At 64.5% G+C, this 21,974-nt stretch carries 19 protein-coding genes; 13 read left to right on the forward strand and 6 right to left on the reverse strand.

All coding sequences use genetic code 11. The features are described 5' to 3' along the window. The first annotated feature begins 83 nt into the window (after window positions 1-83). Window positions 84-1,445: a hypothetical protein gene (locus tag NCT05_RS22255; RefSeq protein ID WP_250503180.1), complete on the forward strand. Its 1,362-nt coding sequence runs from the start codon at window positions 84-86 to the stop codon at window positions 1,443-1,445. 65 nt (window positions 1,446-1,510) lie between these two features. Here the strand turns inward: NCT05_RS22255 and NCT05_RS22260 are convergent, their stop codons facing one another. Next, a complete protein-coding gene (locus NCT05_RS22260) occupies window positions 1,511-2,062 on the reverse strand; it encodes an NADPH-dependent FMN reductase (RefSeq protein WP_008354262.1) in 552 nt (183 codons plus the stop codon). A gap of 499 nt (window positions 2,063-2,561) precedes the next feature. On the opposite strand from NCT05_RS22260, the gene NCT05_RS22265 reads away from it, so the two are divergent. Then, entirely contained in the window at window positions 2,562-2,801 is a 240-nt protein-coding gene (locus NCT05_RS22265; RefSeq protein ID WP_008354261.1) for a DUF4148 domain-containing protein, read from the forward strand. A 649-nt stretch (window positions 2,802-3,450) separates the two neighbouring features. Then, on the forward strand, window positions 3,451-4,020 hold the full coding sequence (locus NCT05_RS22270) for a lipocalin family protein (protein ID WP_008354260.1): 570 nt from the start codon (window positions 3,451-3,453) through the stop codon (window positions 4,018-4,020). 4 nt (window positions 4,021-4,024) lie between these two features. Here the strand turns inward: NCT05_RS22270 and NCT05_RS22275 are convergent, their stop codons facing one another. Next, window positions 4,025-4,291, reverse strand: coding sequence for a hypothetical protein (locus tag NCT05_RS22275; protein WP_008354259.1), 267 nt, complete (start codon window positions 4,289-4,291; stop codon window positions 4,025-4,027). 93 nt (window positions 4,292-4,384) lie between these two features. Further along, window positions 4,385-5,839 (reverse strand): sigma-54 interaction domain-containing protein, encoded by a 1,455-nt coding sequence (locus NCT05_RS22280; RefSeq protein WP_008354258.1) that lies wholly within the window; start codon window positions 5,837-5,839, stop codon window positions 4,385-4,387. Between the two features lie 307 nt (window positions 5,840-6,146). On the opposite strand from NCT05_RS22280, the gene NCT05_RS22285 reads away from it, so the two are divergent. The 4 genes from NCT05_RS22285 (at window position 6,147) to NCT05_RS22300 (ending at window position 11,079) form a co-directional block, all read left to right on the forward strand. After that, window positions 6,147-7,547, forward strand: coding sequence for a GntP family permease (locus tag NCT05_RS22285; RefSeq protein WP_008354257.1), 1,401 nt, complete (start codon window positions 6,147-6,149; stop codon window positions 7,545-7,547). 745 nt (window positions 7,548-8,292) lie between these two features. Further along, window positions 8,293-9,087 (forward strand): 3-hydroxybutyrate dehydrogenase, encoded by a 795-nt coding sequence (locus NCT05_RS22290; protein ID WP_008354256.1) that lies wholly within the window; start codon window positions 8,293-8,295, stop codon window positions 9,085-9,087. Between the two features lie 154 nt (window positions 9,088-9,241). Beyond that, window positions 9,242-10,801, forward strand: coding sequence for a methyl-accepting chemotaxis protein (locus NCT05_RS22295; RefSeq protein WP_175982344.1), 1,560 nt, complete (start codon window positions 9,242-9,244; stop codon window positions 10,799-10,801). Window positions 10,802-10,845: 44 nt separating this feature from the next. Then, window positions 10,846-11,079, forward strand: a complete 234-nt coding sequence (locus NCT05_RS22300; RefSeq protein ID WP_008354254.1) for a hypothetical protein — start codon at window positions 10,846-10,848, stop codon at window positions 11,077-11,079. On the opposite strand, the gene NCT05_RS22305 is transcribed toward NCT05_RS22300, so the two are convergent. After that, the gene (locus NCT05_RS22305; RefSeq protein WP_250503181.1) at window positions 11,076-13,064 is read right to left on the reverse strand and encodes an AI-2E family transporter; all 1,989 of its coding nucleotides are present in this window, start codon (window positions 13,062-13,064) and stop codon (window positions 11,076-11,078) included. The genes NCT05_RS22300 and NCT05_RS22305 overlap by 4 nt on opposite strands. A gap of 276 nt (window positions 13,065-13,340) precedes the next feature. Here NCT05_RS22305 and NCT05_RS22310 point away from each other — a divergent pair, with 276 nt between their 5' ends. The 5 genes from NCT05_RS22310 to zwf all read left to right on the forward strand — a co-directional run bounded on the left by NCT05_RS22310 (window position 13,341) and on the right by zwf (window position 19,194). Continuing rightward, window positions 13,341-13,643 carry a hypothetical protein gene (locus NCT05_RS22310; protein ID WP_008354251.1) on the forward strand — a complete coding sequence of 101 codons (303 nt, stop codon included), beginning with the start codon at window positions 13,341-13,343 and terminating at the stop codon, window positions 13,641-13,643. 156 nt (window positions 13,644-13,799) lie between these two features. Then, window positions 13,800-14,429 (forward strand): glutathione S-transferase family protein, encoded by a 630-nt coding sequence (locus NCT05_RS22315; RefSeq protein ID WP_250503182.1) that lies wholly within the window; start codon window positions 13,800-13,802, stop codon window positions 14,427-14,429. Between the two features lie 61 nt (window positions 14,430-14,490). Continuing rightward, window positions 14,491-16,575, forward strand: coding sequence for a 2Fe-2S iron-sulfur cluster-binding protein (locus NCT05_RS22320; RefSeq protein WP_250503183.1), 2,085 nt, complete (start codon window positions 14,491-14,493; stop codon window positions 16,573-16,575). Between the two features lie 69 nt (window positions 16,576-16,644). Then, window positions 16,645-17,544, forward strand: coding sequence for a LysR family transcriptional regulator (locus NCT05_RS22325; protein ID WP_008354248.1), 900 nt, complete (start codon window positions 16,645-16,647; stop codon window positions 17,542-17,544). 174 nt (window positions 17,545-17,718) lie between these two features. Then, window positions 17,719-19,194, forward strand: coding sequence for a glucose-6-phosphate dehydrogenase (gene zwf, locus NCT05_RS22330; protein WP_033535836.1), 1,476 nt, complete (start codon window positions 17,719-17,721; stop codon window positions 19,192-19,194). Between the two features lies 1 nt (window position 19,195). Here the strand turns inward: zwf and NCT05_RS22335 are convergent, their stop codons facing one another. Together NCT05_RS22335 and NCT05_RS22340 are read right to left on the reverse strand one after the other, a co-directional pair. Continuing rightward, window positions 19,196-20,482: an FUSC family protein gene (locus NCT05_RS22335; RefSeq protein WP_175982347.1), complete on the reverse strand. Its 1,287-nt coding sequence runs from the start codon at window positions 20,480-20,482 to the stop codon at window positions 19,196-19,198. A gap of 88 nt (window positions 20,483-20,570) precedes the next feature. Continuing rightward, window positions 20,571-21,209, reverse strand: a complete 639-nt coding sequence (locus NCT05_RS22340; RefSeq protein WP_175982348.1) for a LysE family translocator — start codon at window positions 21,207-21,209, stop codon at window positions 20,571-20,573. A gap of 159 nt (window positions 21,210-21,368) precedes the next feature. On the opposite strand from NCT05_RS22340, the gene wrbA reads away from it, so the two are divergent. Continuing rightward, window positions 21,369-21,971 carry an NAD(P)H:quinone oxidoreductase gene (gene wrbA / locus NCT05_RS22345; protein ID WP_008354244.1) on the forward strand — a complete coding sequence of 201 codons (603 nt, stop codon included), beginning with the start codon at window positions 21,369-21,371 and terminating at the stop codon, window positions 21,969-21,971. Window positions 21,972-21,974: the final 3 nt, after the last annotated feature.

Raw genomic sequence — 21,974 nt, forward strand, 5'->3', positions numbered from 1 at the left:
GGCACGCGAGTTGCGTGAATGCCGACATGCGCGGCGACCGACGTCGCCGATTTTCGGAATTCGCCCATCCGCAGGAGGCGTACATGCGACACACCGTCATCGGAGTTTTCGACACCTATGCGCAGGCCGAGGACGCGCGCTCGGCCCTGATCGCCGCCGGCTTCCTGCGCGCGGATATCGAACTGCAGGCCAATCCCAAGCGCGACGATGCAGCCGCGCCGTCCGACATGCCCGATGCCGTCACGCATCAGGAGCCGGGCGTGCTCGCCAACATCGAGCGCTTCTTCAGCATGCTCTTCGGCGGACGCGATCAGCCGCCGGAAGTCGCGCACTATTCCGAGGCCGTGCGGCGCGGTGCGATCCTCGTCGCCGTCGAAACGCCGAGCGTGGAGCAGGCCGACATCGCGCGCGCGACGCTGTCCGATCAGGGCGCGATCGATATCGATGAACGCGCGGCAAGCTGGACGACGCTCGAACACGGCACGTCCGCGGCGGCCGCCGATGACCGCGATCATTCGGTGCTCGACGAACTGGGCCTCGGACGCGGCAGCGCGGTGCCGGGACGCGAGCCGGTGAACGATCCCGACCAGACGCCGTCGCGTGCGCGGGCTTATCCGCACGCTGATGTCGGCGATCCGGCCGCGCTGACGCCGCGCGATTACGTCAGCGATCCCGCCGACGATCCGCTGATGCCGCGCGGCGGCATGTCGCAATCGCAGTCCCAATCCCAGTCGATGACGAGCGACGCCGAACGCACCGCCCGCGATCCGCTCGCCGGTCGCGACCCGGTCACGGGCCGGGATCCGTACGCGACGACCGGCGCCGATCCGCTCGCCGATCCGCTCGCCGGGACGCCCGCCGATCCGCTCGCGGCGCGCACCGAACTCGCGGGCGATTCGCTATCGGAGCGCGACGCCATCGCGGGCCGCGATCCGCTGCGCACGACCGGCGCGGTGCCGCCCGAGCGCGCTCCGTTGCCCGGCGTGCGTACCGACACGGCGTCCGAATGGCGCTCCGTCGAACCGTTGAGCCCGCTCGACGAACCCGCGACGCCGTCTCAGGCGGGCGCGGCGCGCGCGGCGGGATCGTCGCCCGATCCGGTTGTCGCTTCGGCGGGAACGCAGGCGGGCGGGCCGGTCGGACCCATCGGAAATCCGCAAAACGTGCCCAATGAATTCATGGAGTACGAAGACGACTTCCGCGCCGATTACGCATCGAAGTATTCGGCGACGGGCGAGCCTTACGAGGACTATCAGGGCGCGTATCGCTACGGCGCGACGCTCGGCAACGACGATCGATTCCGCAGCCGCACCTGGGACGATCAGATGGAATACGAAACGCGCCGCGACTGGGAGAGCAAGCACCCCGAAGGCGATACGTGGGAACGCTTCAAGGCGGCGATTCGTCACGGCTGGGATCGTGTGACGGGACATCATCACGTCTGAGTTCCGAGCCGCTCACGACAACGGCCCGCTTGCGCGGGCCGTTTTTTCGTGTGAACGGTGAGCGCTCAGGCCGCCCGATCCCGCACCCATGCGACGTACTTGTCCATGAACGTCTGCAGATATTTGCGCGTGTCTTCGCTCACGATATTGCCGTTTTCGTCGATGCGCTTTTCGTCGTGCTTGATGTACATCTCCGGCTGATTCATCAGCACGATGTCGAGGTACGCGCACACGCCGCGCAGATGCGACTGCGCGATCGCCGTGCCGATCGCCCCGACCGACGTCCCGATGATCGCGCCCGGCTTGCCGCCCCACGCGCTTTGTCCCCACGGACGCGAGCCCCAGTCGAGCGCGTTCTTCAGCACACCGGGAATCGAGCGGTTGTATTCCGGCGTGACGATCAAGAGGCCGTTTGCTTCGGCGATCTTCTGCTTGAACGTGCGCGCGGCTTCGGGAAAGTCGCTGTCGTAGTCCTGGCTGTACAACGGCAGGCTGCCGATGTCGAGAAACTCGAACGAGAAATCGCCCGGCGCGAGCGACACGAGCGCATGCGCGAGCTGCTTGTTGAACGAACCCTGTCGCAGACTGCCGACGACCACCGCGATCTTTAAGGCCATGAGATCTTCCCCGTCAAAGGTATGAAAAGGCGGATGAAGCGTTTCAGACAACGCCGTCCTCGCGACGGCGCGCGTGCACATGATAGGCGCATCGCGGGTCGGCCGTCTTCATGCGCGCAGTCAATCGGGACTATTTTTGCGATGAATCGAGCAATGTACCTCGCGCCGCGCCACTACGCGGTTCACAGTGAGCTATCCCCATGGTTATCCACAGTTTCTGTGGATAAGTCGAGAGTAACTTTCATTCCGATAATTTTCTGATTCAACCACGAAACAAAGCGCCCCAAGTCGCGCAAAAAGGTCGTACGAATCGGAACGCATCCTTGCTGATCGCGTAAAAATCTCCGCATTAAGTGAGCGATTACTTGCCATCGCGGGCCCGCATTCATCCACTCTGAACAACAATGTGTTGGCTCAATCAGTATTTTTGTCCAATAGGAATCCTCCTAGACTGCCTCTCAAGCGTCGGCCCCGACGCACACGCATCCAGGAGATTCAAATGAAAAGCTCATTGATCGGCGGTCTCGTTTTGTCGGCGCTTCTCGCCACCGCGCCCGCTTTTGCGCAATCGACGCCTGTGGGCAAGACCCGCGCCGAAGTGAAAGCGGAGCTACAGAGCGCGCGTCGCGCGGGCGATCTGGATGCGGTCAACGCGCTGAGCTATCCGCAATTGCGTCCTTATCAGGAACGGCACGCACAGCTTCAGGCCGGCGTGCGCGACGGTTCCAGCGCGCACTGAACAGCAGCGATTTCGATAATCAGAGGAAGCAGTCTAAACTGGCCCTCCTCCACCGTCGGAATGAAGGTGGTTCGCCCGGTGCCCCCGCGCCGGGCTTTTTTTTCGCGGTCAGAGCAAAGCCGCGTTCAGTACGCGTAGCCCGCGATGATGAGACCGAAGACCGGCAGCATGATGGTGAGCTCCGAGGGAAAAAGGTGAGACGTTTCGGGAGCCTCCCCACGGTGAGCCAGCCGATACAGCCGCGCCTCACTTATAGCCGGATCATCGGGATCGCGAAGCAATTTCGGCAGCTCAGTCACATTCTTAAGTGGACCACCCAAGCCGTTGTTCTTTAACGCATTCGACTTGCTTGACCACGATGCGGCGCGGCATGTACTTCGAGCCGCCCGGTCATCGTTTCGAAACGCGCCGGCTTCGGCTACGCGACGCGCTCCGCTAAAGGTGAGCATATTCGGGAGTCAGGAAAAGGCCTTGTCGTCAGGCCGCGGCCCAGGAATTAAACCCAGTCGGCACAGCTACTTGCGCTTCCCGCGGTTATTTACCCGCGTCATGGATACGCCTTGAGGTGAGGAAATTCGGGAGCCACTCGGCGGACGGAACGGCACTTGCTGCTCTGTCAGCCCTCGTACTTCTCACCCACCCCGGCAACATGACCATCAAAAGACCTTGGGCATACGGCGCTGCGGCGCTGGCTCTGATCGGCGGCGTCGCGACGCTGGCTGCATGCGCGTCGAACGGGGCGCGCCCAAGCGGCAACGACAACGTGCCCGAACCGTCGAAGGCTGTCGACATCGATCGCTATCTCGGTCACTGGCACGAGTTCGCGCGTTACGAAAATCGCTTCGAGCGCAATTGCGAAGCCGTCACGGCGAACTACGCGCGTCGCGAGGACGGGCTCGTATCCGTCGTCAACGCGTGCAGGCAAGGCGGGCTGAGCGGTCCGTACCGGTCGGCGGAAGGACGCGCGAAGATCGTCCCCGGATCGAATGGGACGAAGCTGAAGGTGTCGTTCTTCGGTCCGTTCTATGTCGGCGACTACTGGATTCTGGATCACGCCGACGATTACACGTGGTCCATCGTCGGCGAACCGACCGGGCGTTATCTGTGGATTTTGACGCGCGAGGCGAAGCCTTCGGCGGAGTTGCGTCGCACGCTGATCGAGCGCACGCGCGCGCTCGGTTACGACGTCACGATGCTGCGCGAAACGCAGCAAGGCTGACTTTTCAGCTTGCCTTGCAAGCGACGAGCAGCGAGTTCTGATTGTTCTCGGTCGACTGGCCAAGCACGTCGTAGCCGTTCGGACAGAGCGCCTTCGCGTTGTCCGTGCAATTGCGCCATCCGCCGTAGGCGGGGCATTGAATCTGTTGCGTCGGACGCCCGTCGGCGGAGAAAAGCGGCGGCGCGCTGCTGCATCCGGCGAGCGCCCACGCGCTGCCCGCCAGCATGATCGAAAGGCCGAGTTTTCTGCCGAGTTCCGTCGCGCTTTTCATCCGCTACCCCTTTGATTCTTGGTCGTTATTTTTCGATTTCGGGAGTATGCCACGCGAAGCTTTCGCGACAATTCGCCTGTTCGCAAAAGTGCGTCAGACGGCGATGCCGAGCGCCGCGATCTTCTTGTACAACGTCGCCCGTCCGATGCCGATTTTCTCCGCCGCATCCGCGACCCGACCGCCGCTCGCGCGCAACGCATCCGAGAGAAAGCGCCGCTCGAAATCGGCCATCGCGTCGGCGTACGACACGTTCGGCGGCTCGTCGCCTTCCTGGGCGACGGGTTCGGCCTGCGCCGCGATCGCCACTCGCCCCGCATCGATGAACGCGGAGAGCGCGCGGGCGTCGATGTGCTCGGTTTCGGACAGCATCAACGCGCGTTCGAGCGTGTTGCGCAGTTCGCGGACATTGCCGGGCCAGGAATACGCCTCGAGCAGTTGCAGGCCATCTTTATGCAGCACGAAATGGCCGACGTGCCCCGGCCGCGTATCGGCGGACAGGTCTTCGAGGATCGCGTAAGCGAGCGCTTCGATATCGGCGAGCCGGTCGCGCAACGGCGGCGCGTGGATCGTCAGCACGTTCAGCCGATAGAACAGGTCCGCGCGAAAGCGTCCCGCCGCGACGAGCGCGGGCAGATCGGCGGAGGTCGCCGCGATGATGCGGACATCCGCGCGCACGATGCGATTCGAGCCGAGCGGCTCGAACTCCTTGTCCTGCAGCACGCGCAGCAGCTTGCCCTGAAGCGGCAGCGGCATATCGCCGATTTCGTCGAGGAAAAGCGTGCCGCCATCGGCGAGTTCGAACTTGCCGACGCGCCCTTTCCGCTCCGCGCCCGTGTACGCGCCCGCCGCCGCGCCGAAGAACTCGACTTCGAGCAGCGTGTCGGGGATCGCCGCGACGTTGACGGTCACGAGCGGCTTACCCGCGCGCGTCGACGCGCCGTGGATCGAATGCGCGAGCAGTTCCTTGCCGGTGCCGGTTTCGCCGAGCAGAAGCACAGGCGAATCGACGAGCGCCGCGCGCCGCGCCTGACGTTTCACTTCGAGACTGACCGGGCTCGTGCCGACGAAGCTCGAAAACGTATACTTCGCGCGCCTCGCCTGCGCGAGCGACTGGCGCGTCGCGATCAGTTCCTGCTGCACGCGCGAGTAATGCGCGAACAGCGGCGTCAGCGCCTTCATCTCGTCGAAGAGCGCGAAGCCGATCGCGCCGACCGTCGCGCCCGAGTCGTCCTTTAGCGGCAGACGCGTGACGACGAGCGGCTCGCGATCCGTTTCCAGCACGTCGAGCAGAATCGGCTTGCCGGTCGCGACGACCTCGCGCATCAGGCTGTTCGGAATCACCGCTTCGCAGTCGAGTCCGATCGCGTCGAGCGGATCGTCGAAGCCGAAGCGCGCCGCGTAGCGCTTGTTGATCCACACGACGCGCGCGTCCGCGTCGACGATGAAGGTGCCTTCGCTCAAATTCTCGAAGGTCTTGAAAAGCGACTCCATCGCGCGGCGCATCACGTCGCTGTAGTCCGCCGGCACGTTGATCCAGTCGTTGCGCATGGCGCCCAAAGTCTCCGTTTTCTCCATATCGAGACGACTATCTCAATCCGGAGACGCGCCCGCTATCCGCATCTGCACTAGTTCTCAATGCTGTATGCAGCTGTTTCGATAGACGAGGATGTCTCCATTCGGAGACATTTTCCTGAAACCTTGCGATGTCATCTTCCCCTGATGCCTGTCGCGCCTGAGTTTCAGCACACTGGCACGGAAAGTGCATTTTGCACGCGCGGTGCGTTATCCATGCGCCGGCAGCGCTTCCAGAAGAGGCGCGCTGACAGTTTCAAAGAACAACCATCACGGAGACTCAATGTCGTTCATCATCGTGCTCGCCGCCCTGGCGTTCCTGATGCTCGCCGCCTATCGCGGCTACAGCGTCATTCTTTTTGCGCCGATCGCCGCGCTCGCGGCCGTCCTCCTCACCGATCCCGCTGCCGTCGCGCCCGTTTTCTCCGGCATCTTCATGGAGAAGATGGTCGGCTTCGTGAAGCTCTACTTTCCTGTGTTTCTGCTCGGCGCGGTGTTCGGCAAGGTCATCGAGCTGTCGGGATTCTCGGAGTCGATCGTCGCCGCAGCCATTCGATACATCGGCAAGTCGCGCGTGAATGCGGTGATCGTCGCGGTGTGCGCGTTGCTCACCTATGGCGGCGTGTCGCTGTTCGTCGTCGTGTTCGCGGTGTATCCGTTCGCGGCTGAGATGTATCGGCAGAGCAATATTCCGAAGCGTCTGATGCCGGGCGCGATTGCGCTGGGCGCGTTCTCGTTCACGATGGATTCGCTGCCGGGCACGCCGCAGATTCAGAACATCATCCCGACGACGTTCTTCAAGACGACTGGCTGGGCCGCGCCGTGGCTGGGCGTGATCGGTTCGCTGTTCATTATCGTCGTCGGCCTGGCGTTTCTCGAATGGCGCCGGCGCTCGGCGATGGCCAAGGGCGAAGGCTACGGCACGTCGCTCGTGAATGAGCCGGAGCGTGTGGAATCGACGTCGCTGCCGAATCCGATGCTCGCGATCGCGCCGCTGATTCTCGTCGGCGTTGCCAACTTCGCGCTGACGAAGTGGATTCCGACGTGGTATGGCGCGAGCTATACCGTGCCGCCGGAAGTGCTGCCGGGCGTGCATGCGCCTGTCACGACGGCTGTCAAAACCGTCGTCGCGATCTGGGCGGTGGAAGGTGCGTTGCTGCTTGGCATCGTGCTCGTTCTGCTGACCGCGTTTTCGCGCGTGAAGGAGCGGTTCGCGGTGGGGACGCGGGCGGCCGTTGCGGGGGCGCTCCTCGCGGCGATGAACACGGCTTCCGAATATGGCTTCGGTGGTGTGATCGCGGCTTTGCCAGGGTTTCTCGTGGTCAGCGATGCGCTCAAGAGCATTCCCAATCCGCTCGTCAATGCGGCTATCTCCGTTTCGTCACTCGCGGGGATTACGGGGTCTGCTTCCGGCGGGATGAGTATCGCGCTTGCTGCCATGTCGGATACGTTTATCGCTGGCGCTCAAGCTGCACATATTCCTTTGGAAGTGCTGCATCGCGTTGTGGCTATGGCCTCCGGTGGTATGGATACGCTGCCGCATAACGGTGCTGTTATTACTCTTCTGGCCGTGACCGGGCTCACGCATCGCGAGTCTTATCGCGATATTTTCGCTGTGACCATCATCAAGACTTTGGCTGTGTTCTTTGTTATCGCGGTTTATTACGCGACCGGCATTGTTTGATTTTTTTCGGTTTACGCCGGATCCCGTTTTCTTAGTGGTCTATTAGCGTTGCCCCTGTGCGGGGCGGCACCTACTTTCTTTGCTGCTGCAAAGAAAGTAGGCAAAGAAAGCAGCTTTTCAAGCCCGCGGTCACACGCAATTTGGGTAGTCCTCTCGTCCTAGGCGGCACTCGCCTAAAGAGTGCCCTCGAAGGACTAACCGGGCTTGGCTCGCGCACGGTCTGCCGCCCGAAACCGTTGAGAACGCTGGTTCAGCACGAAATGGCTTCGGCACAGCGCTACGCGCTGCCGCCGGGTCCGCAAGGGAAACCAACGTGAGGCAAGTGCAGTGAGATGGAGGCGTTAGTGAAGAAGCGCATGCATCCCCGCTTGACCGGTCGGCCGCGAAGCGGGCTGGAGCTATTTCGTGCTGAACCAGTTTGTTATGTGGTGCGATGTTACAGACCGTGCGCGAGCCAAGCCCGATTAGGTGTTTGAGGGCACTCTTTAGGCAGCCCACGATGGACGAGAGGACTACCCAAATTGCGTGTGACCGCGGGCGTATCAGTAGCTGCTTTCTTTGCTTACTTTCTTTGCAGCAGCAAAGAAAGTGAGTGCCGCCCCGCACAGGGGCAGTGCTAATAGACCGACGCGAAAACGGGATCCGGCGAAAAAAAAGAAAAAACCCTAATTTACGCACAGCAAGCCAACACACCAAACTCCGCAGAACCCGATCAAAACTCCGGAAAGAAGGAAAAAACCCGCATATGACCCAAACCGCATTGAACAAAGCGCTCGCCGGCAAGACGGCATTGGTCACCGGCTCGACGAGCGGCATCGGCCTCGGCATCGCGACGGCACTCGCACAGGCAGGCGCGAATCTCGTGCTCAACGGTTTCGGCGATATCGAAGGCGCGCTGAAGCAGATCGAAGCCACCGGCGTGAAAGCGGTCCACCATCCCGCCGACATGACGAAGCCCGAAGAAATCGAAGCGATGATCGCCTTCGCAAACGAGCAATTCGGCGCCGTCGATGTCCTCGTCAACAACGCCGGCATCCAGCACGTCGCGACCATCGACGAATTCCCGGTCGATCGCTGGGACGCGATCATCGCGATTAACCTCAGCTCGGCGTTCCACACGATGCGCGTCGCGCTGCCGCAAATGCGCGCGCGCAACTGGGGCCGCGTCATCAATATCGCGTCGGTGCACGGGCTCGTCGGCTCGGCGGGCAAATCGGCGTACGTCGCCGCGAAACACGGCATTCTCGGCCTGACCAAAGTCGCCGCGCTCGAAAACGCCCGCACCGGCGTGACCGTCAACGCAATCTGCCCAGGCTTCGTGCTCACGCCGCTCGTGCAGAAACAGATCGACGATCTCGCCGCCCGCGACTCGCTCACGCCGGACGCGGCCCGCGCCAAGCTGCTCGGCGACAAACAGCCGTCCGCGCAATTCGTGACGGCGCAGCAGATCGGCGATATGGCCGTGTTCCTCTGCTCCGATGCCGCCAGCGAAATGCGCGGCTCGGCGCTGCAAATCGACGGCGGATGGAGCGCGCAGTAACTAACGCGCCCCTATCGGCGACAAATCGCCACACTTGAGCGTTTCAGTCGGATTCCCCTAAAGATTGTGGGGCCAATCGCCGTTATGTCCTTGTAATAAGACGCGCGCCGCCTTCGAAAAGCGGCGCGCGACGCGAAGAAGAATCAAGGACACCATGCGCAATAATCAGCCCGTAACCCAGCAAGAGTTCGAATTCCCCGCCTCGGCGATGCTCGTCTCCGCCACCGACCTTTCCGGCAACATCCAGTACTGCAATCCGGCTTTCGTGTCGGTGTCGGGCTTCTCGCGCGACGAGCTGATCGGCCAGCCGCACAACCTCATCCGCCATCCCGACATGCCGCGCGAAGCGTTCGCCGATCTCTGGTCGACCGTGCGCGCCGGCCGCTCGTGGACCGCGCTCGTCAAGAATCGCCGCAAGAACGGCGATCACTACTGGGTGCGCGCGAACGTCACGCCGGTGATGGACCACGGCAAGGTCGTCGGCTATCTCTCCGTGCGCGTGAAGCCGACGCGCGATGAAGTCCGCGACGCCACCGCGCTCTACGCGCAGATCAAGGCCGGCAACGCGTCGCGACGCCTCGTGCGCGGCGCGCTCGTGAAGAACGGCATCGCGGGCAAGCTCGCGGCGCTCGCGAACCTGCCGGTGAGTTCGCGTCTCGCCACGGCTTTCGCCGCCGTGCCCGTCAGCATGCTGGTCGCGGCGCTGGCAGGATGGCGCGGCGCGCCGCCGCTGCCCTTCTGGATCGCGCTCGGCGTGAGTTCCGTTGCGAGCTTCGTGGGCTGGCTCGCGCTTTCGCGTCAGGTCGATGCGCCCGTCCGCACGATGTCCGGTTTCGCGGCGCGCATGGCCGCGGGCGATCTGACCGCCGACATGCCCGATGCGCGTCACGACGATCTCGGCGACGTGCAGCGCGCGCTCGGGCAGTTGAAGGCGAATCTCGCGGCGATCGTCTTCGACGTGCGCGGCCAGATCGGCGGCATGCTCGAGGCCGCCAACGAGATTTCGAGCGGCAACACGGACTTGTCGCGCCGCACGGAGATGCAGGCGGCATCGCTCGAACAGACGGCCGCGACGATGGATCAGCTCACGACGACCGTGCAAGGCAACGCCGACGCCACCGTGCGCGCGCTGGAAGTCGTCAAGGAAGCGCAGGCCGCGGCGGACGACGGCGGGCGCATCGCGAGCCAGGTCGAGCAGACGATGGCAGGCATCACGGCGGCGTCGCGGCGCATCGCGGACATCACCGATGTCATCGACGGCATCGCGTTCCAGACCAACATCCTCGCGCTCAACGCGGCCGTCGAGGCGGCGCGCGCGGGCGAAGCGGGCCGCTCGTTCGCGGTCGTCGCGACCGAAGTGCGCAATCTGGCGCAGCGCTGCGCGGCATCGGCGAAGGAAATCGAAGGCGTCGTCGCGACGAGCGTCGCGCAGATCGCGGAAGGCACGAGCCTCGTCGCGCGCACGACGAGCCAGATGCGCGCCATCGACGAAGCGGTGAACCGCGTATCGGCGATCATCATGGAAGTCGCGAAGGCGAGCGGCGAGCAGGCCGAGGGCATCGCGCAGGTGAATCAGGCGGTCGCGCATCTCGACGATTCGACCCAGCAGAACGCCGCGCTCGTCGAGCAGGCGGCGGCCACCGCGCAGCGCCTCGCGGAACGCGCGGTCGTGCTCGACGAAGCCGTGCGCCTCTTTACCGTGGCGAAGGCTTAGGATCGCTTGGTACTATCGGACATTGCCCACGAGGAGTGTCTCCGATGACCGCTGAGAACAATCGCACGGAAGAAGCGCGAGCGATGGAACGTATCGTCAACGCGACGCGCCAGGTTCAGTCCGCTTTCCTGGCGCTGCAAAAGCAGTTTCCGCCCGAAGGCGACGGCCGGCCTTCGCAGATGGCGCTGCAGACCTTCGACGCCGCGCTTCAGGAACTCGAAGACGCGCAAGCCGCCTTCGACACCATGCTCAACGATCTGTTCGACGGCAACCGCTAAATCGCCACGTTCTCGCGCGGGCCGTTCAGCGCGGTTTCATCGCCGGCGTCGTTGAGGCCCGCCCACGGCACGCCGTCGGCGGACTGGCGGCGCGCGGCGGCCACGCACGCTTCGACCAGCTCCCTGAACGACACCGCCGCCGAACTCGTACGCACGAGCACTTCGCCTTGCAGCGAACTTTCGGGGAAGATCAAGCCGACGATCAGTTCCGCCGACGGCGCGCGCTGATGCAGACGCCGCAGCAGGTTGCGCAGATACGGCGGCGACTCGGCGGCATCGAACGACACGACGCAGATGATCGTCACGCCGGCGAGATCGACCTCGCCGAAGCGTCCGCGCGAAAAGCGCTCGTAGCCCGCGAGGTCCGCGTACAGGCCGTGCTTGCGAAACAGCTGCACGGCGATGGTCGCCGCGAGATCGTCGAGCTCGTTTCTCCCCGCGATGCAGAGCACCGACGCCGTGTGGCCTTCCTTCTGCGCATCGAAGCGCGCGGGCGGCGTCTCGGGCGCGATGCGCGGCCCGTCGTCGGGCGATTCGAAACTCGCGGGCAAGTCCTCTTTCGGCGCGACGGTGACGGCCGTGTCCTCCGCATCCTCCAGCCCTTCGATGATGTCGAGCGCCGACTCGTTGATGCGCCGCAACTGATCCGCCGTGACGACGCCGCGCAGCACGTCGTTATGCGCGTAGCGCAAGCCTTCGAGCGCGACATCGTCGTAATACGCGATCAGAGAGCGTTCCTTGAGCAACGTCTCGGCCTGCACGAGCGCCTCGTCGGGATCGTTCGCGAGCAGGCGCTGATAGAAGTTCTCGGCGGGCGTGAGCGCGGGCCGGTCGCCGAACAGCACGTCGAGAAATTCGAGGCGATCGACATGGCGGCCGAGAATCACGAGGCAGAGCGTGAGCGGCGTCGAGAGCACGAGGCCGATCGGCCCCCAGATCCAGCTCCAGAAAATCGCCGCGACGATCACCGCGAACGGCGACAGGCCCGTGCTATGCCCGTACAGCAGCGGCTCGACGACTTGACCCGCGACGATGTCCGTCACGCCGAAGAGCACGATGGTCCACACGAGCATCGCCCAGCCGGGACCGACGGCCGCCGCGAACACGACCGCGACGATCGCCGCGATCCACGTTCCGACATACGGCACGAAGCGCAGAAGCGCGGTCATCACGCCGAAGAGCAGCGCGCCCGGCACGCCGATGATCGCGAGCCCGATCGAAATGACGATGCCCACGCCCACGTTGATGCCGAGCTGCGCGAGGAAGTAGCGCGACAGGCGCCGCGCGGCTTCGTCCATCGCGGTGGTCGCCCGATGCAGGTCGCGCGAGCCGAAAAGCCGTATCAGCCGGTCGCGCAGATCTTCGCGCTGAAGCAGGATGAACACCGCGACCACGAGCACGATGCCGGTGGTTTCCAGCGGACTGATGATCGGCGACAGAAAGCGCTGCGCGAGTTCCAGCGGCGTCGGCGTGGGCTCGTGCACTTCGACGGGCATCGGCTGGTCGATCGGCGAAGCGGCCGGATTGTCCTCGTTCTTCGGCTCCTGCTCGCGCGCGGGCGAAATCCGCTTCAGCGCGCGCGATGCGCGGCCGAGAAACTCATCGGCGCGGCCGACAGTCATCTTCTGCACGGAATCGATTTTGCGCTCGACGGCGACCTGATACTTCGGCAGGTCGCCCGCGAGCTGCGCGACCTGAGCGCCGATCAGCGCGCCGACCGCCGTCAGCACCGACAGCGCGACCACTACGGCGACGATCACGGAAGGCACTTGCCCGAAGCGCAGCCGCCGCAGGAAATCGACGAACGGCGCGAGCAGAAAGCTCAGCAGAATCGCGAGGATGATCGGGATCATCACCGCGCGGCCGAAGTACAGCGCGCAAATGACGATGACGCCTGTCACGAGCGACGCCAGCGCGCGCACGCCGGGCGCTTCCGGCGGCAGGATCTTCGCGGGTGGCCGGCGCGGCCCGGGTGCTTGCGGCATGGAAACGGCTCGCTTTTAGTGTGTGGTCGGCGTGGAACGGCCAGTGCGCAGGCCGGAGCAACGTTGCATTATGCAAGACGCGTGCCGTCGATAAGCCGTTCGCCGCGAATAAGGTGAGCGCCTCCGGGATTCAAATTCGGCTGCGATCGGTTCAATGGTGAGGCAATACGGGAGCGAGCGCGCCGGAACAAACGCTGGTCTGGTTGTAAGAAGGGTGATCGGCCAATGCACCGGCGCGCGGACTACACTGAATCACGCTCTGCATTGGAGTCCGCCATGAACGCGATCCGCGCTTCAGTCGTAGTCATATCGGCATTCGCCGTCACATCGGCGTTCGCGCAGCTTCATCCGAGCGCCGAAACCGACATGTACGCGCCGCAAAACAGCACCAAGCTCATGCCGAACGCGCCGCTCGGCAGTCAATACCCGACGCACGGCAACGCGCAGGCCGGCGAGCTCAATCTCAATCCGAGCGATCCGCGCGCGCAGCTCGTCAACGGCCTGCCGAACAACGCCAACAGCGGCGGATACGGTTCGCCGCTCGCCGGCAACAAGGCGAACGTGCCGCGCGGCGAATAAATGACGTGGGTCCGCGCACCGAAAGCGCGCTCACCATTCTCGTTTCGAGAATGGTGATTTGAAAATCGACGGGATTCTCCTCATCGCGGCAAGAACCGATACTCGATTCACAGGACGGGACGTCTCCCGGCCATCAACCGAATCAGGGAATCTGCCGTGAAGATCTATCACCATCCGCTGTCCGGGCACTCGCACCGCGCGCGTCTCTTCCTGAATCTGCTGGGCGTCGAACACGAAGAAGCGTTCGTCGATCTCGCCGCCGCCGCGCACAAGACGCCCGACTATCTGAAGCTGAACCGCTTCGGCCAGATTCCCGTGCTCGTCGATGGCGACACGGTCATCGCCGATTCGAACGCGATCCTCGTCTATCTCGCGAAAAAAGCCGGCAACACGAAGTGGCTGCCCGAAACGCCCGCCGAAGCCGCCGCCGTGCAGCGCTGGCTCTCCGTCGCGGCCGGGCAGATCGCGTTCGGTCCCGCCGCCGCGCGTCTCATCACCGTGTTCGGCGCGAAGTTCGACGCGAACGAAGTCATCGCCCGCGCGTACAACGTCCTCAAGGTGCTCGACGCGGAACTGGCGAATCGCGACTGGATCGCCGATATCGACGAGACCGCCGCCGCGCACCCGACCATCGCGGATGTCGCGCTCTACAGCTATATCTCGAGCGCGCCCGAAGGCAACGTCGACCTTTCCGCCTACGCGAACGTGAACGCGTGGCTGAAGCGCGTCGAAGCGCTGAAGGGTTTCGTTCCGTTCCAAAAGACGGCCGCGGGTCTCGCGGCGTAAAGGGAGCGCGGCGGCCGGCTCGCGCCGTGCCGCCGCGCCCGAATCGAAGAGGCATACGATCATGTCCGCTTCCGCGCTTGGCAATGTCAAACAGGTCGCCACGCCCTCGCCGTGGCATCGCGGCGAACTCGCCATTCAGAAGGCTTTCGGCGTCGACGAGCGCATGGACGGCGTCGGCCGGCGCGTCGTGCGCGATTACATGCCGGATCAGCATCGCCAGTTCTTCGGGCAACTGCCGTTCATCGTGGCCGGTTCCGTCGATGAACGCGGCGATCCGTGGGCGACGCTGCTCGCCGGGCATCCCGGCTTCATGCACGCGACCGATGCCAAAACGCTGTCGATGAGCCCCGCCCGCGATCCGCTCGATCCCGCCGACGCCGGCATGCACGATGGCGCGTCGATCGGCCTGCTTGGCATCGAAATGCACACGCGCCGCCGCAATCGGATGAACGGCGTGATTCATCGCGATGGCGCGAACCTCGCGTTCGACGTGGCCGTCGAACAGAGCTTCGGCAATTGCCCGCAGTACATCCAGTTGCGCGATTTCGAGTTCGTGCGCGATCCTTCCTTGCCGTCGCCGGTCGAGCCGCTCGAATCCGACGCCCTTTCGCCGCGCGCAAAAGCGATGATCGCGGGCGCGGATACGTTCTTCGTCGCGTCGTATTTCGATCGCGAGGACGGGCATCGGCAAGTGGACGTGTCGCATCGCGGCGGCAAACCGGGTTTCGTGCGTCTGTCGGACGACGGCTCGCTCACGATTCCCGATTTCGCCGGCAATCTCTTCTTCAACACGCTCGGCAACATTCTCGTGAACGCTCGCGCGGGACTCGTGTTCGCGGACTTCGAAACCGGCGACATGCTGCAGCTCGCGGGCGACGCGGAAGTGCTGCTCGACTCGCCCGAAACCGCCGCATTTCAGGGCGCGGAACGGCTGTGGCGCTTCACGCCGCGCCGCATCGTGTATCGCGCCGAGGCGCTGCCCTTGCGATGGAAAGCGCGCAGCGACGGCGCATCGCCCAATTCGCTGATGACCGGCGACTGGACGCAAGTGGCCGAGCGCCTGAAGGCGTCCACGCTCGCGAACGTGTGGCGCGCGTTTCGCGTGAGCAGAATCGTCGATGAAAGCGATGCGATCCGCTCGTTCCATCTCGAACCCGCCGATGGCGCGGGCATCGTTCCGCACAAGGCCGGTCAGCATCTGCCGATGCGCGTGACGCTGCCGGGCGAGGCGAAACCGCAGATTCGCACGTACACGCTGTCGGTCGCGCCGTCGGACGGCGTGTATCGCATCAGCGTGAAGCGCGACGGGCGCGTGTCGGCACATCTGCACGACACGCTGAAAGCGGGCGACGTCATCGAGGCGCGCGCGCCCGCCGGAGACTTCACGATCGATCCGTTCGAGCAGCGTCCCGCCGTGCTGATGGCGGCGGGCGTCGGCATCACGCCGATGCTCGCGATGTTGCGGCACATCGTCTACGAAGGCTTGAGGAAGCGCCGCGTGCGGCCGGTGTGGATGATCGTGTCGGCGCATTCGCTCGCGAGCCGCGCGTTCTCGCGCGAAATCGATGCGCTCGCGCAGAGCGCGGGCGGCGCGGTGACCGTGATCCGCGTGCTCAGCGACACGAACGGCGCGCAAATGGACCGCGATTACGACGTGTCCGGGCGCATCGACATCGATCTGCTGACGAGCCGTCTGCCCTTCAACGACTACGACTTCTATCTGTGCGGGCCGGGCGCGTTCATGCAGTCGATCTACGATGGCCTGCGCGCGCTCAATGTCGCCGATGCGCGCGTGCATGCGGAAGCGTTCGGTCCATCGGCGCTAAAGCGCACGGCGGATCGCGGCGCCGACGTCAAGCCGATGCGTCCCGCCGCGACCGAGCCCGTGAAGATCGAATTCCTGAAGTCGGGCGCGAGCGCGCAATGGCAGCCGGGCAGCGGCACCTTGCTGGAACTCGCCGAAGCGAGCGGTCTGTCGCCCGAGTTCAACTGCCGCGGCGGCACTTGCGGCACATGCCGGACGCGCATCGCGAAAGGCGCGGTGTCGTATGAAAGCGAGCCGGCGTTTCATGTCGGCGATGACGAAGCGCTGATCTGCTGCGCGATGCCCGCCGCCGATGGAGACACGCTCGAACTCGATCTGTAACGATTGTGCCCCGCGCGCATATCCGTGAGAATGCACGGCATCTCAAGCCTGCATGTCTCGTGCTTTCCCATGGACCGTTTACAGGCAATGACGACCTTCGTCACGGTGGTCGAAACCGGCGGCTTCGCATCGGCGGCGCGCAAGCTCGACGTGTCGCCGTCGGTCGTGAGCCGCGTCGTGACGGAACTCGAAGAACATCTCGGCGTGCGCCTGCTCACGCGCACCACACGCGTCGTGCGTCTCACCGACGCCGGCAGCGGCTATTTCGAGGACTGCCGCCGCATTCTCGGCGAAATCGATAACGCCGAACTTTCCGCGACCGGCACGCATTCCTCGCCGCGCGGACTGCTTTCGATCACCGCGCCGGTGATGTTCGGCCGCCTGCACGTCACGCCGATCGTCCTCGATTATCTGGGCCGTTATCCCGAAGCGGACGCAAGCTGCTGGTTCGTCGATCGCGTGGTGAATCTCGTCGATGAAGGCATCGACGTGGCGGTGCGGATCGCGCAATTGCCGGACTCGTCGTTGCAGGCGATCAACGTCGGGCGCGTGCGGCGCGTGCTGTGCGCCTCGCCCGCTTATCTCGCGAAGCACGGCACGCCACGTCATCCGGACGATCTCGCGGAGCATGTCGTGATTGCGTCGACGGGTTCGTCGACGCCCCCGGAATGGCGTCTCTCCGACGGCGAGCGGCAGTTTCTCGTGCGCTCGCATCCTCGCCTGACGACGACCACCAACGACTCGGCCATCGCCGCCGCGCTCGCGGATTTCGGCATCGCGCGGCTCCTGTCGTATCAGATCGCGCAACACGTTGCCGACGGGCGTCTCGCAATCGTGCTGCCGGAGTTCGAGACGCCGCCCCTGCCGATCCATCTCGTGCATCGCGAAGGGCGTCACGTCACGCAGAAGGTCCGCGCATTTCTCGACCTCGCCGTGACGACGCTGCGCGCGAACGAATCGTTGCGCTGAGCGCGTTAAACAAACACGTCTTCGGTGACAAATCGTGCATCGCTCGCCGAATCGAACGGCCGTTAGCACGACTGCCGTGCAAAATGCCGGCAAAACATGCAACATAGCTGTCTCGAACGATCGCTTCGATCGCCGCGCTTTCGGCTTATCTGAACCCTTACCGGCTCACGCACCATGACGAATCCAACTTCTCCCGTGAATGAACGCCCGCTCGACATGATCATCTTCGGCGGCGGCGGAGACCTGGCGGCGCGCAAGCTGCTGCCGGCGCTCTACATGGCGCACACGCACTGCAACCTGCCCGCGGACACGCGCATTCTCGCCATCGGCCGCAAGGACTGGACGCGCGAGGATTACCTCAAGAATTTCATGGAAGAGCAGGCGCGCCCTTTCATCGATTCCAAGGTTTTCGATGCCCAGTCGTGGGACAAATTTCTCGCGCTCTTCGATTACGTGCGCATCGACGTCGAGAATCCCGGCGATTTCGAGCGTCTCGCACAGGCCGTGCGTCCTGGCTCGCAGCGCGTGCTGTATCTGTCGACGTCGCCGGAACTGTTCGTGACGATCTGCACCAACCTCGATAACGCCGGCATTCTCGACGAAAACGCCCGCGTCGTGCTTGAAAAGCCGCTCGGCCACGATCTCGCATCGGCGCGCGCCATCAACGATGCGGTCGGCAAGCACTTCAAGGAAGAGCAGATCTATCGCATCGACCATTATCTCGGCAAGGAAACCGTGCAGAACCTGATGGTGCTGCGCTTCGGCAACGCGATCTTCGGCCCGCTGTGGCAGGCGCCGTACATCAAGAGCGTGCAGATCACGGTGTCGGAGACGGTGGGCGTCGGCAGCCGCGCGGGCTTCTACGATCACACCGGCGCATTGCGCGACATGGTGCAGAACCACTTGCTGCAACTGCTTTGCATTGTCGCGATGGAGCCGCCCGTCTCGCTCGATCCGGACGCCGTGCGCGACGAAAAGCTGAAGGTGCTGAAGTCGCTGCGGCCGATGACCGTCGCCGATATCGCACGCGACACCGTGCGCGGCCAGTACACGGCGGGCGCGGTCGGCGGCGAGGCGGTGAAGGGCTATCTCGAAGAGCAGAACGTGCCCGCCGACAGCCGCGCGGAAACCTTCGTGGCGCTGCGCGCGCATATCAACAACTGGCGCTGGGCCAACGTGCCGTTCTTCCTGCGCACGGGCAAGCGCATGCAGAATCGCCGCTCGGAGATCGTCATCGACTTCGCGGACCTGCCGTTCTCGATCATCCCCGAAGGCCCGCGCCATTACGGCAACCGCCTGACGATCACGCTGCAGCCGGAAGAATCGATCCAACTCCAGATGATGGCGAAGGAACCCGGCAGCGGCATGCACATGCAGCCCGTCACGCTCAATCTCGACCTGCAGCAGGCCATGACGCAGCGGCGCGCGGAAGCGTACGAGCGCTTGCTCATCGACGTGATTCGCGGCCGCCTCACGCACTTCATGCGGCGCGACGAACTGGAAGCGGCATGGACGTGGGTGGAGCCGATTCTCAACGGCTGGAAGGAACTCGGCGACCGTCCGCGCGGTTATACGGCGGGAACGTTCGGCCCGGCCGCTTCGAGCGCGTTGATGGCGCGCGAGAATCTCGCCTGGGCGGAAGAAGCCTGATTCACCGCATCGCGGCGTGCGGCCCCCGTTTCGAGGCCCACGCCGCGCCCGCGGCCATCACCGCGGACAACACCACGATGCCCGCGAGAATGCCTTCGAGCCGCATCAGCGCGGGCATCGGGTCCGACGACCAATGGTGGTCCTGCACGAACACCATGATGAACGCGATGCTGAACTGCCGTCCGACATAGCTCGCGCCCTGCGTGCCCGTCTGCACATGACAGCCGATCCACACGCCCACGCATAGCGCGATCATGCAGGCGAACGCGTTGTCGCCGAGTAGCGGCAACAGCGCGAGACTCGCCGCGCCCGCCAGCAGACAGCCGATGAAACGCTGAATCATGCGCTCGGCGATCGGCTTTCGCGTCGGCTTGCCGAGCGCCGATGTCGGCAAGATCAGCACGGCAACCGCCGTCACCATCGCCTGCGCGAAGCCCGGCAGATTCCACGCATACGCGATCGCCGCGAGGATCATCACCGACCATGCGCCTTGCCACGCGAGCCGCTTGCGCATCGCGAGCGCGGTCTGCTCGGCGCGCGCGAGGTGCGTCGCGTCGAGCGCCTGCACGGCGCGGGCGGCATCGGAAGGAATGACGGTGACGGTTTGCGCGTTGACGCCATCGACGCGATCCACGGTGGATGCCGCCTGCGCGCGCGGCACCGGCGGCGCGCCGCGCGACTTGCGATAGTGCTGCACGCCCGCATGCACAAGCGCCGACACGGCCACGCACGCGGCCGTCCCGACCATCACTTCGGCGACGCGCAAGAGCGCAAACGACGCCGTCGCCGCCGCGGATTCGAGCCGATGCGCCTCGAACGTGACCATGAGCGAGGTCACGCCGCCGAGCACCCACGCGTAGCCCGCATCGGAAACGAGCGCCCGATACACCGACATCCCGACGATCGCCCCGAGCAGCGGCACGAAGAGCCACGGCACGTCGCCGATGATCGGCCCGGCGACCGCGCCGATCAGCGCGCCGGCGATCGTCCCGACCACGCGATGCACGCCGCGTTGCGCGCACGCCGAGAATTTCGACTGCATCACCGCGAAGCCGCTGATCGCGGCCCACCAGATGTTGCTCAAATGGAAAGCGTAGGCGAGCGCGACGGCAAGTCCGACGGAAAGCATCGCCTGCGTGGCGAAGAGCGCACGGGCGGGCGTCGGCCTGATCGCGACGAGTTCGCGCCCGAGCGCGGCGAAGGCGTCGCGGACGATGTGGACGAACGCGGCTGCGGCGGTTTCGTGCGGGATCGGGCGGGCGCTTCGGGAAGAATCGTCGGTCGGCATCGTTCTCGCGATTGTTCGGACGTCTGGCTTGAGCGTAGCCGCCGATCGTCCGGATGCAAAGCCGAACCGCGAAAGTGCGGCAAATCCGCTACACGCGCGAAGTGAGCAGACGCAGGCCCGCCGCGCCGAACACGAGCGCGAGACATGCATCGAGGCCGCGCTGGATGCGTTTGTACATGCGCCGCGCGGAGGCCATCGAGAAGAGCGCGGCATAGCCGCCGAACACGCATACGCCGATGCAGAGGCACCCCGCGACGACGACGAGCATGTGTCCCGGCCCTTCCCCCGCCGACGATCCGAGCGCCGCCACGGACATCCACACGAGAATCGCTTTCGGATTCGTGAGATGCAGAAGTGCGCCGCGCGCGTAGAGCCTGCGCGCGCTCTGCCCTTGCGCATCCGCCGACGAAGCGCGCAGCGGCGGCTTCAACGCCGCGCGTCCCGACTTGAACGCGAGCCACAACAGATACAGCCCGCCGCAGATCTTCACGCCGACGAGAAAGCCCGAGTACGCCGTCAGCGCGGCGGAGAGGCCGAGCGCGGCGAGCATCGCCCAGAAGAAGGAGCCGGACATCACGCCCGCCGCGAACGCGAAGGCCGCGCGCCGCCCGGACGTGCTCGCGATCGACATGATCGCGAGATTGCTCGGCCCGGGACTCGCGGTGCCGACGAAATACGCCGAATAAGCGATGAGCAGATTCGCGCTGAGCAAGGCGTGGCCGTTCATGGCGTGTGCGTCTCCGGTTCGGGTTTCGGGCAGTGTCGTCGAAGGCAGACGCGCGCGTCCATGAACGCTTCGCATTTTTGCGGGCAGGCCAGTTCCTTGCGCACGCACTCGCCGGTGCTATCTTTGAATGCGCACAAGCCCCTCTCACAAGGACACATCATGGCGAAAGTACTGGTTCTCTATTATTCGATGTACGGCCACGTGGAAACGATGGCGCAAGCGATAGCCGAAGGCGCGCGCGGCGTCGCGGGCACGGAAGTCACGCTCAAACGCGTGCCCGAAACGATTCCCGCCGATCAGGCCGCGAAGATCGGCGTGAAGCTCGATCAGCAGGCGCCGGTCGCGACCGTCGACGAACTCGCCGACTACGACGCGATCATCTTCGGCACGCCGACGCGCTTCGGCAACATGGCCGGCCAGATGCGCACGTTTCTCGATCAGACGGGCGGGCTCTGGGTGAAAGGCGCGCTCGTCGGAAAGATCGGCAGCGTGTTTTCATCGACGGCTTCGCAACACGGCGGACAGGAAACCACGATCACATCGTTCCATACGACGCTGCTGCATCACGGCATGGTGATCGTCGGCGTGCCGTATGCGTGCGCGGGACTCACGAACATGAGCGAGGTGTCCGGCGGCACGCCCTACGGCGCGACGACGCTCGCTTCGTCCGACGGCAGCCGTCAGCCATCGCAGAACGAACTCGATATCGCGCGTTATCAGGGCAAGCACGTCGCCGAGCTGGCCGCGAAGCTCGCCGCTTAAGCG

Origin of the sequence: Caballeronia sp. AZ7_KS35, assembly GCF_023631045.1 — a bacterium.
Lineage (GTDB): Bacteria > Pseudomonadota > Gammaproteobacteria > Burkholderiales > Burkholderiaceae > Caballeronia > Caballeronia zhejiangensis.